At 70.6% G+C, this 14,928-nt stretch carries 16 protein-coding genes; 8 read left to right on the top strand and 8 right to left on the bottom strand.

The window, feature by feature from the left end; translation table 11 throughout:
• Window positions 1-42: 42 nt before the first annotated feature.
• The 3 genes from AB0J58_RS10210 to AB0J58_RS10200 form a co-directional block, all read right to left on the bottom strand.
• Complete coding sequence (locus AB0J58_RS10210) at window positions 43-936, bottom strand: L-histidine N(alpha)-methyltransferase (RefSeq protein WP_364212897.1); 894 nt, start codon at window positions 934-936, stop codon at window positions 43-45.
• A gap of 119 nt (window positions 937-1,055) precedes the next feature.
• Window positions 1,056-1,634: an XRE family transcriptional regulator gene (locus AB0J58_RS10205; RefSeq protein ID WP_364212894.1), complete on the bottom strand. Its 579-nt coding sequence runs from the start codon at window positions 1,632-1,634 to the stop codon at window positions 1,056-1,058.
• 278 nt (window positions 1,635-1,912) lie between these two features.
• The gene (locus AB0J58_RS10200; protein ID WP_364212891.1) at window positions 1,913-2,428 is read right to left on the bottom strand and encodes an anthrone oxygenase family protein; all 516 of its coding nucleotides are present in this window, start codon (window positions 2,426-2,428) and stop codon (window positions 1,913-1,915) included.
• A gap of 204 nt (window positions 2,429-2,632) precedes the next feature.
• Between AB0J58_RS10200 and AB0J58_RS10195 the strand changes: the two genes are divergently transcribed.
• From AB0J58_RS10195 to AB0J58_RS10185, 3 genes are all read left to right on the top strand, one after another.
• Window positions 2,633-3,601, top strand: coding sequence for an AraC family transcriptional regulator (locus tag AB0J58_RS10195; RefSeq protein ID WP_364212888.1), 969 nt, complete (start codon window positions 2,633-2,635; stop codon window positions 3,599-3,601).
• A gap of 55 nt (window positions 3,602-3,656) precedes the next feature.
• Window positions 3,657-4,031 carry a DUF2267 domain-containing protein gene (locus tag AB0J58_RS10190; RefSeq protein ID WP_364212885.1) on the top strand — a complete coding sequence of 125 codons (375 nt, stop codon included), beginning with the start codon at window positions 3,657-3,659 and terminating at the stop codon, window positions 4,029-4,031.
• Window positions 4,032-4,182: 151 nt separating this feature from the next.
• Window positions 4,183-6,084 (top strand): glycoside hydrolase family 15 protein, encoded by a 1,902-nt coding sequence (locus AB0J58_RS10185; RefSeq protein WP_364212882.1) that lies wholly within the window; start codon window positions 4,183-4,185, stop codon window positions 6,082-6,084.
• Window positions 6,085-6,313: 229 nt separating this feature from the next.
• Here the strand turns inward: AB0J58_RS10185 and AB0J58_RS10180 are convergent, their stop codons facing one another.
• The 4 genes from AB0J58_RS10180 to AB0J58_RS10165 form a co-directional block, all read right to left on the bottom strand.
• Window positions 6,314-6,556: a hypothetical protein gene (locus tag AB0J58_RS10180; protein WP_343972678.1), complete on the bottom strand. Its 243-nt coding sequence runs from the start codon at window positions 6,554-6,556 to the stop codon at window positions 6,314-6,316.
• Between the two features lie 224 nt (window positions 6,557-6,780).
• Window positions 6,781-7,482, bottom strand: a complete 702-nt coding sequence (locus AB0J58_RS10175) for a phosphatase PAP2 family protein (protein WP_364212879.1) — start codon at window positions 7,480-7,482, stop codon at window positions 6,781-6,783.
• Between the two features lie 55 nt (window positions 7,483-7,537).
• On the bottom strand, window positions 7,538-8,302 hold the full coding sequence (locus tag AB0J58_RS10170) for a phosphatase PAP2 family protein (RefSeq protein WP_343972684.1): 765 nt from the start codon (window positions 8,300-8,302) through the stop codon (window positions 7,538-7,540).
• A gap of 53 nt (window positions 8,303-8,355) precedes the next feature.
• A complete protein-coding gene (locus AB0J58_RS10165) occupies window positions 8,356-8,739 on the bottom strand; it encodes a hypothetical protein (protein WP_364212876.1) in 384 nt (127 codons plus the stop codon).
• Window positions 8,740-8,912: 173 nt separating this feature from the next.
• Here AB0J58_RS10165 and AB0J58_RS10160 point away from each other — a divergent pair, with 173 nt between their 5' ends.
• From AB0J58_RS10160 to AB0J58_RS10145, 4 genes are all read left to right on the top strand, one after another.
• On the top strand, window positions 8,913-9,383 hold the full coding sequence (locus AB0J58_RS10160) for a GAF domain-containing protein (protein WP_364154270.1): 471 nt from the start codon (window positions 8,913-8,915) through the stop codon (window positions 9,381-9,383).
• A gap of 45 nt (window positions 9,384-9,428) precedes the next feature.
• Window positions 9,429-10,136, top strand: a complete 708-nt coding sequence (locus AB0J58_RS10155; RefSeq protein ID WP_364212873.1) for a GAF and ANTAR domain-containing protein — start codon at window positions 9,429-9,431, stop codon at window positions 10,134-10,136.
• A 95-nt stretch (window positions 10,137-10,231) separates the two neighbouring features.
• On the top strand, window positions 10,232-11,317 hold the full coding sequence (locus AB0J58_RS10150; RefSeq protein ID WP_364212871.1) for a quinone-dependent dihydroorotate dehydrogenase: 1,086 nt from the start codon (window positions 10,232-10,234) through the stop codon (window positions 11,315-11,317).
• Window positions 11,318-11,377: 60 nt separating this feature from the next.
• On the top strand, window positions 11,378-11,581 hold the full coding sequence (locus AB0J58_RS10145; RefSeq protein ID WP_364212869.1) for a cation transporter: 204 nt from the start codon (window positions 11,378-11,380) through the stop codon (window positions 11,579-11,581).
• Between the two features lie 64 nt (window positions 11,582-11,645).
• Here AB0J58_RS10145 and AB0J58_RS10140 read toward each other — a convergent pair whose 3' ends face one another.
• Window positions 11,646-13,283, bottom strand: a complete 1,638-nt coding sequence (locus AB0J58_RS10140; RefSeq protein ID WP_364212867.1) for a beta-N-acetylhexosaminidase — start codon at window positions 13,281-13,283, stop codon at window positions 11,646-11,648.
• Between the two features lie 131 nt (window positions 13,284-13,414).
• On the opposite strand from AB0J58_RS10140, the gene AB0J58_RS10135 reads away from it, so the two are divergent.
• A complete protein-coding gene (locus AB0J58_RS10135) occupies window positions 13,415-14,926 on the top strand; it encodes a N,N-dimethylformamidase beta subunit family domain-containing protein (protein ID WP_364212865.1) in 1,512 nt (503 codons plus the stop codon).
• Window positions 14,927-14,928: the final 2 nt, after the last annotated feature.

Raw genomic sequence — 14,928 nt, 5'->3', positions numbered from 1 at the left:
CGGCACCTCGGCGGCCACGGCGCGGAACGCGGTCGTCGAGGGTCAGGTGCGGCGTGCGGCCCAGACGGTGCGTTCGGTGCGTACCGAGAGGTCGTCGCGGCGCAGGACGCTGTGCGGGCCGTCCGTGTCGAGCAGCCGGTCGAGCGCGGCGAGGTCTTCGGCCGGGAGCGCTTCGGCGGCGGCGCCGCGGATGCGCCGAAGGGCGTTCAGGGCGTAGTGGCCGATGGCATCGCTGTGGGCACCGTCGATGTTCACGGTGACGGTGTGCTCGTCGTCGAGGGTGAACCCGGCGGCGGTGAGCATCGGTCCCCAGTCGGCGCCGCGGTAGGGCATGTGTTCGGCGTGGAAGTGGTCGGTCGAGGCGTGGCAGCGCTCTTCCAGGCCGGGCCGGTCCTCGGGGGCGCCTTCCGGCAGGAAGCGGGGGAGCCCGGCCAGCTCGACGACGGCGAACAGGCCGCCGGACGGGAGCATGTCGTGGACGTTGCGCAGGGCGCGGCCGGGGTCGGCCATGTGGTGCATCGAGGCCGAGGCCCACACCAGGTCCGGCGTGCCGAGATCGGGCCAGTCGGCGGCGTCGAGGTCGGCCCGCACGGTGCGCACACGGTCGTCCAGAGCTTGGGCGCGCGCCTTCTCCCGCAGGCGCTGGAGGTGGCCGGGCGAGGTGTCGACGGCGATGACGTGGGCCTCGGGGAAACGGTTCAGCAGGGCGAAGGTGCCCGCTCCCGTGCCGCAGCCCAGGTCGACGATCCGGCGCGGGCCGGTTTTCAGGGGCAGCCACGCGGTGATGGCGGCGATGTGCTCGGCGAGGATCTCCGCGTCCAGGTCGAGGATTTCCGCCTGGTCGGCGTCGTCCTGCCGGTGGTGGCCGTGCTGCGCGCCGTGCTGCGTACCGTGCTGCGCGCCGTGGGGGCGGGTGTGCGGGTGTCCATGGGTCATGTCGTCACCGTAAGCCGGGTTTGCTTACCCGGCAGGACGGCTCCCGGAATGCGCAAGATGTCAGCGTGTGGCGGTGCCCGACGCGCAAGACGCACCCGTGCCGAGGGCGCGCGTCGTCGTCATTCGCGGATGTCAGGGGTGTCGCGCTGGTGTCCGCGGCGGGCATCGCGGTCGAAGATGCCCAGAACCTCACACGGCCCGCCTTCGGCGCCGATGGCGTGCGGCATCATGGTGGGGAACTCGGCGGCCTGGTTGGTCTCGAGGCGGAAGCGCCGGTGGCCCAGCATGAGGAGCGCGGTGCCGGAGAGTACGACCAGCCATTCCCGGCCGGGGTGGGCGCGCATGCGGGCGGGATTGTCGGGCGGTGGTTCGGTCATGCGCTGGCGTACCACGCTCATGCCGGGGTCGGCCTTCACCGGCCAGCGCATCAGGCCGTGGGCGCCGTCGATCATCGGGCTGGTGACGACGTCGTCGGTGGCGGTCTCGACGAGCTGGTCGAGGGTGGTGTCCAGGGCTCGGGCGAGAGTGACGAGCTGGTCCAGGGCGAGGCGGCGCTGACCGTTCTCGATGCGGCTCAGTGAGGACTGGCTGAGGTTGGCGCGGGTGGCCAGTTCTTCCAGGGACCAGCCCTGCGCGACCCGCAGGGCGCGAATGCGTTTGCGTACGAGGCCGTCCAGCTCTCCATTTTCTCGCGTCATACGCAATATTCTATGCCCCTCCCGCAAAGCGGGTTCAACGTCGTTTGCGGAAGGCCCGGAACGGCCGGGGCCACGCACGAGGAAAGGGCGCGACATGTCTGTGCGGACTTCCCGCTACGCGAGCGACGTACTGCCCGGTGAGACCGTGGACGTTGTGGTGATCGGCGGCGGCGCCGCGGGCTTGAGCGGTGCGCTGATGTTGGCCCGCTGACGCGGCCCTCGCCGCCTGGCGTCAGGGCCCGTAACGGGAATCCGGGAGGGTGGGTAGCCCGACCGTGTCACGAGCCGCCCGGCGGACCGATGCGCCCGTACAGCACGAGGGCCCAGGTGAGGCAGCCGAAGGCGGCGACGCACGCCACGGTGCGGGCGAGGTTCCAGCGAACCCACACCGCCTCGAACCGCTCGCGCACCGCCGCGAGGTCGGCGACGCCGTCGGGCTCCCCGGCCGCGTCGAGCGCGTTGTTGAGCGGCACGTTGACCCGCATGGTGATGACGAGCACCACCGCGTACAGGACGAGCGCGGCCACGATCCAGGGCAGCACGGGGCGTCCCTCCCGGTGCAGGTGGAGCAGCGCGGCCAGGACGGTCAGCACCAGCGCACCGCCGAAGCAGACGGCGAACCAGCCGTTGAGGATCGCCACGTTGATCCGCCGCATGGCGCCGACGAAGGTCCGGTCGTCCGTTCGGCCCAGGCCGGGCATGACGGAGCAGGTGTAGGCGTAGAAGAGGCCCGCCATGAGCCCCACGGTGATCGTCGCCGCGACCAATGCGACACCCCGGAACAGCATCAACATCACATCCTCCATGACCGTCGTCGAAATTCCAGCGGGACGGCGCCCGTGCGCCCCGCCGACCGCCCCAGACGCCGGTGGCGGCGGTCTCGCGCGGGTAGCCGGTGAAATCCCCGGGCTCCCTCATACCCTCAGTGAACCGGGTCACGGTGAGACGGTCCATGGCTGAGAAGCTCGATTCCATGTTTCAGCGTCTAGGGTGAATCCGTGGACGCACTCACCGACCTCCTGGACGGGCCGAGGGCCCGGGGAGCGTTCCTGCTCCGCTCGATCCTGAGCCCGCCCTGGTCCCTCCGCATCCGGGATCGGGCGCCGCTCGCCCTGGCGGCCATGGTGCGGGGCGAGGCGTGGGTGGTCCCCGACGGCGGCGAAGCGGTGCGCCTGGGGCCCGGGGACGTCGCGATCATCCGTGGTCCCGATCCCTACACCGTCGCCGACGACCCGGCCACACCTCCCCAGGTGGTGATCCACCCCGGGCAGCACTGCACCACCCTCGACGGGCGGGACCTGGCCCAGGCGATGGACCTGGGCGTCCGCACCTGGGGCAACAGCCCGGACGGGTCGGCGGTGATCCTCACCGGCGCCTACCAGATGCGCGGGGAGATCAGCCGGCGTCTGCTGGAGGCGCTGCCCACGCTGCTGGTCCTGCCGGAAGGTGCCTGGAGCTGCCCCATCATCCCGCTGCTCGCCGACGAGATCGTCAAGGACGAGCCGGGTCAGGAGGCCGTTCTGGACCGGCTGCTCGACCTGCTGCTCATCGCCGTCCTGCGGGCCTGGTTCTCCCGTCCCGAGGCCGGTGCCCCCGCCTGGTACCGCGCCCACAGCGATCCCGTGGTGGGCAAGGCCCTGCGCATGCTGCACAACAACCCCGCCCACCCCTGGACCGTGGCCGCCCTGGCAGCCGGGGCCGGCGTCTCCCGCGCGGCCCTGGCCCGTCGCTTCACCGAGCTGGTCGGCGAGTCCCCGATGGCCTTCCTCACCGGCTGGCGGCTGGCCATGGCCGCCGACCTGCTGCGCGAGACCGACGCCACGGTCGGCGCGGTGGCCGCTCAGGTCGGGTACGGCAGTTCGTTCGCGCTCAGCACGGCCTTCAAGCGGGTACGCGGGGTCAGCCCGCAGGGGTACCGCGCCGGGGCGAGGCAGACGGCTTCCCCGAGACGTGGACACAGGTCGTGACCTGGGCGTTCATTCTCGCACCGACCGGGAAGGCTAGCCGGTCGAGGGGGACGACATGGAATACAGGGACTTCGTTCACACCGTGGCGGAGCGCGCGGCCCTGTCGCGTGAGGAGGCGGCGGACCTCGCCCGCGCGACCGTGGAGACGCTGGGAGATCGGCTGAGCGCGGGGGTGGCCCGGCGTCTCGCGGCATCACTGCCGGAACCCCTGCGGGGTTCGCTTCACGTACGGGACAGGATCGAGGACTTCGGGCTGCGCGACTTCGTCACCCGGGTCGGCAAGCACACCGGCCTGACCACGAAGGAGGCCACCGCCGGGGTGCGAGCGGTGCTGACCACGCTGCGTGAGCTGATCGACGGCGAGGTTTTCCACCATGTTCTGGCACAGCTTCCCGGGGAATTCCAGGAGATGGTGGAGACCACCACCTGACCCGGGGGGCCGGCGGGCGGGGGCCTGGCGAAGCGGACAGCCCGGTTCCCCGCCGCGGGCCGGAAATCTCATAACGACGGGCGTGACGAGCGGATATGTCCGGCAGGTGACAGCCGTTCCCGGCAGGGCGGCCGGGGAGAGGAAAGGGCTTATGACCGCGAATCCATCGATGAGCGCGCCGCACGGCCCTTCCCCTTTCCCGCCCATCGCCGAGTACGCGTTCCTGTCCGACTGCGAGGTCACCGCGCTGGTCGCGCCGAGCGGGAACGTCGAGTGGCTCTGCCTGCCCAGGATGGACTCCCCCAGCGTCTTCGCCGCCATCCTGGACCGGGGCGCGGGAGGCTTCCGGTTCGGTCCCGCGGACATGAGGGTGCCCGCGGCGCGCCGCTACCTGCCCGGCACCATGATCCTGGAGACGAGCTGGGGCACGCCCACCGGCTGGATCATCGTGCGCGACCTGCTCCTGGTCGGACCCTGGCACCACCACGAGGAGCTCTCCCACACGCATCGGAGGGCGCCGACCGACTACGACGCCTCCCACGTGCTGCTCCGCACGGTGCGCTGCGTCAGCGGGGAGGCACAGGTCACGCTCGGCTGCGAGCCGATGTTCGACTACGGCCGCATCCCCGCCCGCTGGTCGTACACCGACAGGGGCTACCACCAGGGTGTCGCGAGGGCGGCGGGGCAGAGTCTGGAGCTCAAACTCACCACGGACCTGCGGCTGGGGTTCGAGGCCGGGCGGGCGACGGCGCGCACCCTCCTCAAGGAGGGGGACACGCGCTTCTGCGCGCTGTCGTGGACGGTGCACGAGCCGCCGTACACCTTCGCGGAGGCCTACGAGCGGCTGGTGTGGACCGCCCACCACTGGCAGCACTGGCTCGCCAGGGGAAACTTTCCCGACCACCACTGGCGGAGCTACCTGGAGCGCAGCGCCCTCACCCTCAAGGGCCTGACCTTCGCCCCGACGGGCGCGCTCATCGCGGCGGCGACCACCTCCCTGCCCGAGACCCCGGGGGGCAGCCGCAACTGGGACTACCGCTACTCCTGGATCAGGGACTCGACCCTCGCCCTCTGGGGCCTCTACACGCTGGGCTTCGACTGGGAGGCAGACGACTTCTTCTGGTTCATCGCCGACGTCGCGGAGCGGGACGAGGAGCTCCAGGTCATGTACGGCGTCGACGGTGAGCGCGAGCTGAAGGAGCACATCCTCGACCATCTTCACGGATACGAGGGGGCCAGGCCCGTCCGGACCGGCAACGACGCCTACCAGCACCGCCAGAACGACGTCTGGGGCGCCGTCCTCGACTCCTTCTACATCCACACCCGGTCGCGGGACCGCCTGGACGAGCGGATCTGGCCTGTCCTGAAGCGGCAGGTCGAGTCGGCCATCAGACACTGGCAGGAGCCTGACCGGGGCATCTGGGAGGTGCGCGGAGAGCCGCGGCACTTCACCTCCTCGAAGATCATGTGCTGGGTGGCGATCGACAGGGGCACCCGGCTCGCCCTGCTCAGGGAGGAGTTCGAGCTGGCCACGCGCTGGCAGGCGATCGCCGACGAGATCCACGTCGACGTGTGCGCCAACGGCGTCAGCGAGCGAGGCGTGTTCAAGCAGCACTACGACACCGACGCTCTCGACGCGTCACTCCTGCTCGTCTCGCTGGTGCACTTCCTGCCGCCCAGCGATCCCCGGGTCCGCGCCACCGTTCTGGCCATCGCCGACGAGCTGACCGCCGACGACCTGGTCCTGCGCTACCGGACGGAGCACACGGACGACGGCATGTCGGGCGAGGAGGGCACCTTCACGATCTGCTCGTTCTGGCTCGTCTCGGCGCTGGTCGACATCGGGGAGTACACCCGGGCCCGCAGGCTATGCGAGCGGGTCCTCTCCTTCGCCAGCGCCCTCGGACTCTACGCCGAGGAGATCGATCCGGTGACCGGGCGCCACCTCGGCAACTTTCCCCAGGCGTTCACCCACCTGGCACTCATCAACGCGGTGATCCACATCATCCGCGCGGAGCGCGAGCAGTTCATCCCGACCGCCTGGCCGACGTAGCGGCGGTTATGACCGCACGCGGACGTACGAGAGCACCCGAACGGCCTGGCTAGGCTTTCGGGTATGAACCGTCGGGTGATTGCGATAGTCGTGCTCGTCGGCCTGCTCGCGACGAGCGGTCTGTCGGTGGTGCTGGCCTGGGGACTCAGCGGCTGAACACGGAGCCGCTGAGTGGCCGAGCCGTCGCGCACGCCCCCCGACGCCGCGACCGCTCCCTCCGAGGATGTCGCTAGGCGACCACCATCGAGTTCTGGCCTGCGGGCTGCGCGTTCTGCTGAGGGGTGTACACGGGCTGTTCCGCGACGGGCTGGGGCTGCTGCTCGGCGACCTGCTCGGCAGGGGCCTGCGTGGCAGGGCAGCCGCAGTAGCCGTTGGTCAGGATCAGGCGACCCCGCTGCGCCGTGTAGGTGCGAGAGTCGGTGGCGAGGAGAACGCCCGTACATTTGGCGCAGACGACGGATTGATGATCCATGGACCGGCTTCCTTCCTTGAGGGTAGCCGTCGAACGTCTCTCTGTCCGGCCGGCTGGCTGTTCGTGCCCCGCCGGAGAGAGGTGAATCTCCCTATTGGGGTTTCTATCTTACTTCGTAGCGCAGGGCGATCATTGAGCGACCCCAAGTGACAGGTGTGAGACTTGGTGGCGCTGCTTCATAACGGTCTCATGTGAAGCGACCCCGTGGGTGGGGAATGTCTCTCTCACCCCCCGGCTGATTCCCGGTACGACCGGGCGGCTCCCGATGGCCTCGGGGCCTTCTCCCTCTCCCGTACCACCGGGCGGAACAGCAGCGCGTTGGCCGCCACCGCGATGCAGACCAGGCCGAGCAGGAAGCCCCAGCTCACGTCGCTCAGGTGGTGCATGCCGCGGTACATGCGCGAGTAGCCGATGCCGAGGGGGACGCCCAGGCCGACCAGCCACCACAGCACGTTCAGGATCCTGTAGCGGTGGGTGTGGACGGTCAGCACCAGGGCGACGCCGCAGTAGAAGGCGACAGCGGCGCTGGTGTGGCCCGAGGGGAAGCTGGAGGTGGGCGGGGCAGGGTCGAGATGCTCGACGGCGGGCCGCTTGCGCTGGGCGAAGACGGTGGCCAGCAGGAAGATCGCCGACTGGGAGAAGACCGCCAGCGCGAGGAAGATCGATTCGTTCCAGCGCCTGAAGACCAGCCGGAAGCCGATGACGAGCAACGCGGTCGCAGTGATGATCACCGGGGTGTCGGACAGGCCCGACATCACATCGGTGATCGAACTCCAGTAGGCGGTGCGGCCCTGGGCCAGCTGCTCGTTGACCCCCTGATCGTTCGCCACGAGGGTCGTCGTCTGCAGGACCTTGGTGATGAGGAGTCCGACGCCGATCGTCAGGACGGCCATGATGGCCAGCGGTACCAGGATGAGGCGCGTCACGCCTTTGAAGTCCACCGACATTTTCGACATGGCGCGCCAGCTACCCCGAATGGCCTCACCGGAACGCCTCGGGTTCGATGCCTTCCATGGGCGGTTCGACGGGTTTGCGGCCCTCTCCCCGGCGCCAGGCCTCGAAGCCCACGGCCGTTCCCACCACGACCACCACGCCCAGCGCGACCCCGGCGACGACGTCACTGGTCCAGTGGACGCCGAGCGCCACCCGGCTGTAGGCGACGAACACCACGATGACCGCCGCGACGATCCAGGCGGCGATCCGGGAGGCCGGAGTCCGCAGGAAGGGCAGCAGGATGAGCACGAGGATGCACGCGCCCAGCGCGGCGCCCATCGCGTGGCCGGAGGGGAAGGAGGCGCCGGGCGCCGAGGCCACCGGATCGGGCAGGTCGGGCCGGGCGCGGTCGACGATCCCCTTGACCGCGAGGTTCAGCAGGCCGCCGAAGGTGATCGTGGCGACCGCCCAGACGGCCAGCCGCGGCGCGCCCCGGTACCAGAGCCAGGCGGCGGTCAGCAGCACCAGCCCACGCCATGTCCAGGGGCCGAAGACCTCGGTCGCCACGTTGAGGAAGGCCGTGTAGCCGGGGTGCTCCAGTGCCTGGGCGTGCAGCTGGAGGGCGATGCCCTCGTCGAAGCTCCTGAGCGGTGAGGAGGAGGTCTTCACAAGTACGAGCAGGACCACGAACGGCACCGTGAAGATCGCCACTGCCACCACCGCCAGCGTCAGGCGTATGCCCAGGCGCAGGTCGGCGGAGTGATCATCGGGATTTCCGTGAGGTGGTGACTCACCTTGGACAGATCGAACCATCGTTCATGGCTACCCGATTTCCGGTGAATATTCTTTTCACCCCGGGTAAAGCCTCAGGCCGCGGGCTTGGATTCGCGCCGGGTGGTCCAGCGCAGGACGTCGCAGTGCCGTCGCTCGGCCTCGGCGAGCGACGCCTCGTCCGGGTAGGCGTCGAGGACGGCCCGTAGCCGCGGCATCTGTGCCGCGACGTCGTCCCACGCCTGGGAGGGGTCGTCGACGCCGAGCTCGATCAGCGCGTCCAGGTGTGCGGCGTAGGCGGTCCACCACTGCCGGCTCAGCTCGGCCAGAAACCCGCCGAGCCCGCCGAACTCCCGCTGGATCTCCTCCTCCCACCAGACAGGGACCGTGACGTCACCGGTTTCCGTGAGGTCGCGGAGCACGGTGTGCGCCAGGGTGCGCCGCCGCCGGGCGATGGCCGAACGTGACAGGGTGTTCATGCGGTCCACCCTGCCGATCTCTGTTTGCCGAACGCTTGACGATGTGTTGACGGCGATATGCGGCCGGGGAAAGGAACCGCTTGGCCGGAGTCATCGGGCAGCACTAGGCTCTGATCCGCAGATCATTCCGCCCTGTGTCCGCGGAGCTACCTCGACGTGGAGGAAGCCCGCCCATGACACAGGTCCTCGAATTCTCCCGGCTCATCGATCGCACCCTCGGTGCGCTCGCCGACGTTCTCGGCGCCGACGGCGCGGCGCTCATGCTGATAGACGACCACGACCGGTTGCGGGCGATCGGCGGTTCCGACGACCACGGCCGGCGCCTGGAGCTGATCCAGGAGCAGATCGGCTCCGGGCCGGCCATCGAGAGCCTGGCCCGGGGGGAGGACGTCACGGTCGACGACCTGAGGGCGGCCAGGCCCCTCGGGTTCCCCGGCGTGGCCGCGCGGGTCTCGGAGGTCCGCGCGGTGCTCTCGGTGCCGTTGCGAACCGAGGAACGGCTGATCGGCACCCTGAATTTCTACGACCGGATGAGCCATGAATGGCAACCCGCGAAAGTCCGGGCCGGGGAACGCCTCGGCGAGCTCATGGTGATGGTTCTCCAGGCGCTGGCCAATAGATCTCCTATTTCTGGGCAGTCGTAGTGTGCGTGTCAAGTAACCAGGTCGACGCTGAAAGGCGCCCCGCATATGACTCACATTGATCCGGAAGCGCTGGTCGCGAGCTTGAGAAAGCTCAGGACGACCTCGCCCGCCATAGGCATAGTCCATCAGCTGGAGCGTGCCGTGGACGTGGTGAACTCGCTGTTCGGGTATTCGGGTGCGGGGCTGATGTTCGCGGAGGAGGGAAAGGATCTTCGCTATTTGGTCGCCACCGACGACCCGGGGCGGAGTCTTGAGGGCGCGCAGCTCCATCTTGGTCAGGGACCGTGCATTTCCGCGTTTGAAGAGAATTGCGCGGTGACCTCGAGCGACGTGCGTGTCGACCCGCGCTGGCCGAAGCTCGCCGACCGGCTCCACCCGGAGGTGCGGGCGGTGGCAGGGGTGCCCGTCCGGCTCGGCAGCGAGCCGGTGGGTACGTTGAACGTCTACCAGGCCACGGTTTACCAGTGGGACGAGTCGGACATTCAAGCCCTCTACGGCTACGCGGACGTGATCGAGCAACTGCTCGCCGCCGCGATGGCCGCCGAGGAGAAGAGCGCGCTGGCCGAGCAGCTCCAGTACGCCCTCGACTACCGCGTGGTCATCGAGCGGGCGATCGGCTATCTGATGGGAAAGCACGACCTGACCGCCACCCAGGCATTCACCGGTCTGCGCAAGCAGGCCAGGGACAGCCGTCGCCGGGTCGCCGACCTCGCGGCCGAACTGCTCGGCGAAGGAGCCGGAGAGATGCGGTGATCCTGCTCACGTCTTGGGGCTGAACCCGGCGAATGCCCGCTGATCAGGCACACCGGTGACCTGGTCGGCGCGAGTCGGCACTAACCTGATCGGTGATGTACAGATTCGTCTTCTCGCAGGTCCTCAGCCGCCTCGACGCGGAGGACGCGCACCATCTGACGGTGCGCGCGCTCCGCGCCCTCTCGGTCATGCCCGTGGTCAAGAGGCTGCTCCACCGCAGCCTCGCGCCGCGCGATACCGCACTGCGCGTGCAGGCCTTCGGCGTGCACTTCCCCGGCCCGTTCGGGCTGGCGGCCGGCTTCGACAAGGACGCCGGCTGTGTGGAGGCCGTGTCCGCGCTCGGCTTCGGCCACGTCGAGGTCGGCACGATCACCGCCCACGCGCAGCCGGGCAACGCCCGGCCCCGGCTGTTCCGCCTCGTGGGAAACCGGGCGATCATCAACAGGATGGGTTTCAACAACGCCGGAGCCTCCGCGGCGGCCCGGCTGCTGAGCAGGCCCAGGGGCGTTCCGGCGATCGTCGGCGTCAACATCGGCAAGACCAAGGTGGTGCCCGAGTCGGGGGCCGTCGACGACTACGTGACCAGCGCCAGAAAGCTCGCTCCGCTGGCCGACTACCTGGTCGTCAACGTCAGCTCGCCCAACACCCCCGGGCTGCGCGACCTCCAGGCCGTGGAACTGCTCGGCCCGCTGCTGCGGGCGGTGAAGGAGGTCGCCGACGCCACCCCCAAGCGCACCCCGCTGCTGGTCAAGATAGCGCCCGACCTGGCGGACGACGATGTGGACGCGGTCGCCGACCTGGCCCTGGAGCTCGGTCTCGACGGCATCATCGCCACCAACACCACGATCGGCAGGCAGGCGCTGACCGGCGCGGAGCGTGACCTGGCCCGGCAGAGCGGCGGCCTGTCCGGCAGGCCGCTGAAGGCCAGGTCCCTGGAAGTGCTGCGCAGGCTGCGCGCGAGGGTGGGCGACCGCCTGGTGCTCGTCTCCGTAGGCGGTGTGGAGGACGTGGACGACGTCTGGGAACGCCTGCTCGCCGGGGCCACGCTCGTTCAGGGCTACAGTGCGCTGATCTACGAGGGGCCCCTCTGGGCGTATCGCGTCAACCGCGAGCTCGCCCGCAGGCTCCGCCGTCACGGCGTGGTGGACCTCCGGCAGATAATCGGCCGCACCGCGGCCTGATCCGCTCCCCCCGGGGGGCGATATACCCTGGGCAGGTAACCCTGGGGCATTGGAGGCACGATGAGCGTGATCACATATACCGTCACCGGCATGACCTGTGGCCACTGCGTGAGCTCGGTCAAGGAGGAGGTCGGCGAGGTCTCCGGCGTCACCGGTGTCGACGTCGACCTCGCGACCGGCAGGGTCGACGTCTCCGGCGACTCTCTCGACGACGCGGCCGTCCGCGCCGCCATCAAGGAGGCCGGCTACCAGGTGGCGGGCTGATCCGCCGCAGGCCCTGTCCGGCCGTCCGGGGCGGTCGGTGCTCTTCCGTCCCGGTCGGCCGGGGTCAGAGGCTCGGCCGGGTCGAGTCGGCGTCGTGGGTCTTCTCCTCCAGATGCCTCATGGCCTCGTCCGCCCTGACGATCCCCGGCCGGTGCCGCCGATGGCCGGTACCGCCCAGCTGCCAGGGGCGCGGGCCGGCCGGCGGCCGGTACTCGACGCCGAGCGCGTCGAGGCGGCCCAGATGCGTCTCCAGCCGGGCGTCGAACCCGGCCCCGGCCGAGCCCGACCAGGTGACCTCGGCCAGCGCGCACCCTCGGGGCCAGGCCCGGTAGTCCACCGCGCGCCCGTCGGGCAGCCGCTCGCTCCACAGCTGGAACTGCGCCCCGAGCACGCGCTCCCGCTCCCCGGCCGTCCACTCCTGCGGCGCCGGGGCGAAGGCCGCGACGTCGGAGACGGTGATCGTGTCGCCGATCGCCACCGGCTCCAGCTCGGACGCGGCCTCGGCGTAGTCGAAGTACAGCGGGAAGACCGGAGTCTGTACCACGTCGTGCCCGGCCGCGGCGGCGCGCCTGGCCACCCCGGGGCCGCGCCAGGGCATCACGATCGTGTCGGGCCTGAGCATGCCGCTGACGAACGCCTCGTCCCACACCAAGGCCCGGCTGCCACGCGTCGCCAGCACGTCCGCCAGCCGACGCAGGAACCAGGCGTGCAGGTCGGTGAGGTTCCCCAGCCCCAGCTCCGCCTGGAAGGCGACGATCTCGGGGGAGGCGGCCCAGTCGTCGAGCACGCATTCGTCCCCGCCGATATGGACGTACGGGGCCTCGCCCAGCGCCTCCAGGATCTCGTCGAACACGTCGGTCAGGAAGTCGACGGTGCCGGGCAGCGGGGACAGGATCGCGGGGGAGATGCCCCAGCGCTCCAGTACCCGGAAGGGCTCGGGTCGTCGGCCCCCGGTGGCGCGGGCGTCCAGCTCGGGATGGGCGGCGAGGATCGCCGACGCGTGTCCCGGCACGTCGATCTCGGGCACGACGGTCACGGCGCGGGCCCGCGCGTAGGCGCCGATCTCGGCGAGGTCGTCCAGCGTGTAGTAGCCGCCGTGCGGCACCTCGTCGAAGGTCAGGTCCTCCCGGTAGTAGCTGGTGACCGTGCGCGGGCGGTGCGAGCCCACCTCGTGCAGCCGCGGGTGCCTGCGGCTCTCGACCCGCCAGCCCTGGTCGTCCACCAGGTGCAGGTGGAGGCGGTTCAGCTTGTGCGCCGCCATGAGGTCGACCATCCTGAGCACCTCGCGCTTGGGCATGAAGTGCCGTGCCACGTCCAGGTGCGCCCCGCGCCAGGAGAACCGGGGCGCGTCCCGCACCCGGCCGAGGGGGACGCTCCAGCCCGTCCTCGGCACCGTGCGGAACGCCGCGGCGGGGAGCAGCTGCCGGAGCGTCTGGCCCGCGTAGAAGGCCCCGGCGCGGTCTCCGGCCGCGATCCGCACGCCCTGGGCCGTCACGTCCAGGGTGTACGACTCGGCGCCGAGCGACGCGTCGGGTTCCACCCTGATCACACCCGCCTCGTCCGGGCGCGGGTCGAGTACGGCGAGTGCGAGCCGTACCGCGTCGACCAGCTCGGCGGGGCCCCGGACGCCGACTCCGGGGGAGAGCCCGAGGGAGCCGTCCACAGGCGTGTACGCGGCGGGAAGCGGCAGGAGGTCAGTCATGGTTCGCATCATGCCAAACCCATCGGCGGATAAGCCTTTTACTTTGCCGACCCGGATCATGAGCTCAAGAACCACCCAAGTCCGGCGAGGGAGAACCGCGGGGGATCGCCCAGCTGGACATGCTGCTGCTCATGTTCCAGACGTCCCGGCATTCGGCCCGTACACCGCTGATGACCCTGATGGCGACACTGCTGGTCGCCGGATGCAGCGCCACCGTCGAGCGGCCCGCGGAGCCGCTCTCGCCCACTCCCTCGGCGTCGGCGTCCGCGGTACGGAGCGCCACCGTGATCGAGAACGCCAGGCCGGGCACCCCGGACTGGCGAGTGCGCCACCGCGGTGCCGAGCATGAGATCGAGGGCTTCGCCGACCGGGTGAGCGTGCCGCCGGGAGAGAGCTTCCGGCTGTACGTCTCGACCACCGCCGACCGCTACACCGCCAGGGCCTTCCGGATGGGCTGGTACGGCGGAGCCGGGGCCAGGCAGGTCTGGCGGGCGGGCGGGCTGCCCGGCATGAGGCAGGCCCCGGCCAGGACGATCGCCGCCACCCGCACGGTGACCGCCGCCCACTGGAGGCCGGGCCCCGAGGTGGACACCTCCGGCTGGCCGGAGGGCTCCTACCTGATCAGGCTGGACGCCGCCACCGGAGGCAGTCGCTACGTGCCCCTCACCGTCAGGTCCACCTCCACCAGGGCACGCCTGGTCGTCGTCAACGCGGTCACCACCTGGCAGGCGTACAACGACTGGGGTGGCCGCAGTCTCTACCGCGGGCCAGGCGGTTTCACCGACAGGTCCCGCGCGGTCAGCTTCGACCGCCCCTACGACACATCGGGCGCGCGGCTCTTCCTGGACATGGAACGCGACGCCATCGAGGTCGCCGAGCGCAGCGGTGTCCCGCTCGCCTACGTCACGAGCGCGGATCTCGACCGCGACCCGCACCTCCTCGACGGGGCGAGGGGCCTGGTCTCCCTGGGCCACGACGAGTACTGGTCGGCGCGCATGCGCCGCACCGTCGAGGCGGCCCGCGACCACGGCACCAACCTCGCCTTCCTCGGAGCCAACGCCGTGTACTGGCGGATCCGCTTCGCCGCGACGCCTCTGGGCCACCGCCGCCTGGTCGTCTGCCACAAGGACGCCGCCGAGGACGCCCACACGGTCCTGTGGCGCGCGACCGGCAGGCCGGAGAGCTCGCTGACCGGCCCGATGTACGACTGCTTCCCCTCCGAGTCCGCCTACGTGGTCTGGCGTCCCGGAAACTGGATCTTCAAGGGGACCGGGGTGCGGCGCGGTACCACCTTCCCCGGCATGGTGGGGGTGGAGACCGACCGGGTCGGCGCGGGCGTGCCCCGCCCGATGGAGGTCCTGTCCGTCTCCCCGGTCGACTGCGGCGGACGCTCCACGGTCGCGCACAGCGCCTACTACACGGTGCCGAGCGGCGCCGCCGTGTTCTCCTCGGGCACGATGCGCTGGGTGTGCGCGATGCGGGGGGCCCGCTGCGGCCACGGCGTCACGGAACGGGCCGCCGCCTTCGTCCGCAGGGCCACCGGGAACATCCTGCGGGCCTTCGCGGCCGGTCCGGCCGCGCGCCGCCACCCGGCCGAGGACAACCTCGGGTCCCTGGGCCTGGCCGGTCCGGCGGGAGGCTGAGC

Source organism: Streptosporangium sp. NPDC049644 (genome assembly GCF_040675205.1).
GTDB lineage: Bacteria > Actinomycetota > Actinomycetes > Streptosporangiales > Streptosporangiaceae > Streptosporangium > Streptosporangium fukuiense.
This window is presented reverse-complemented; position numbering and strand designations above follow the sequence as displayed.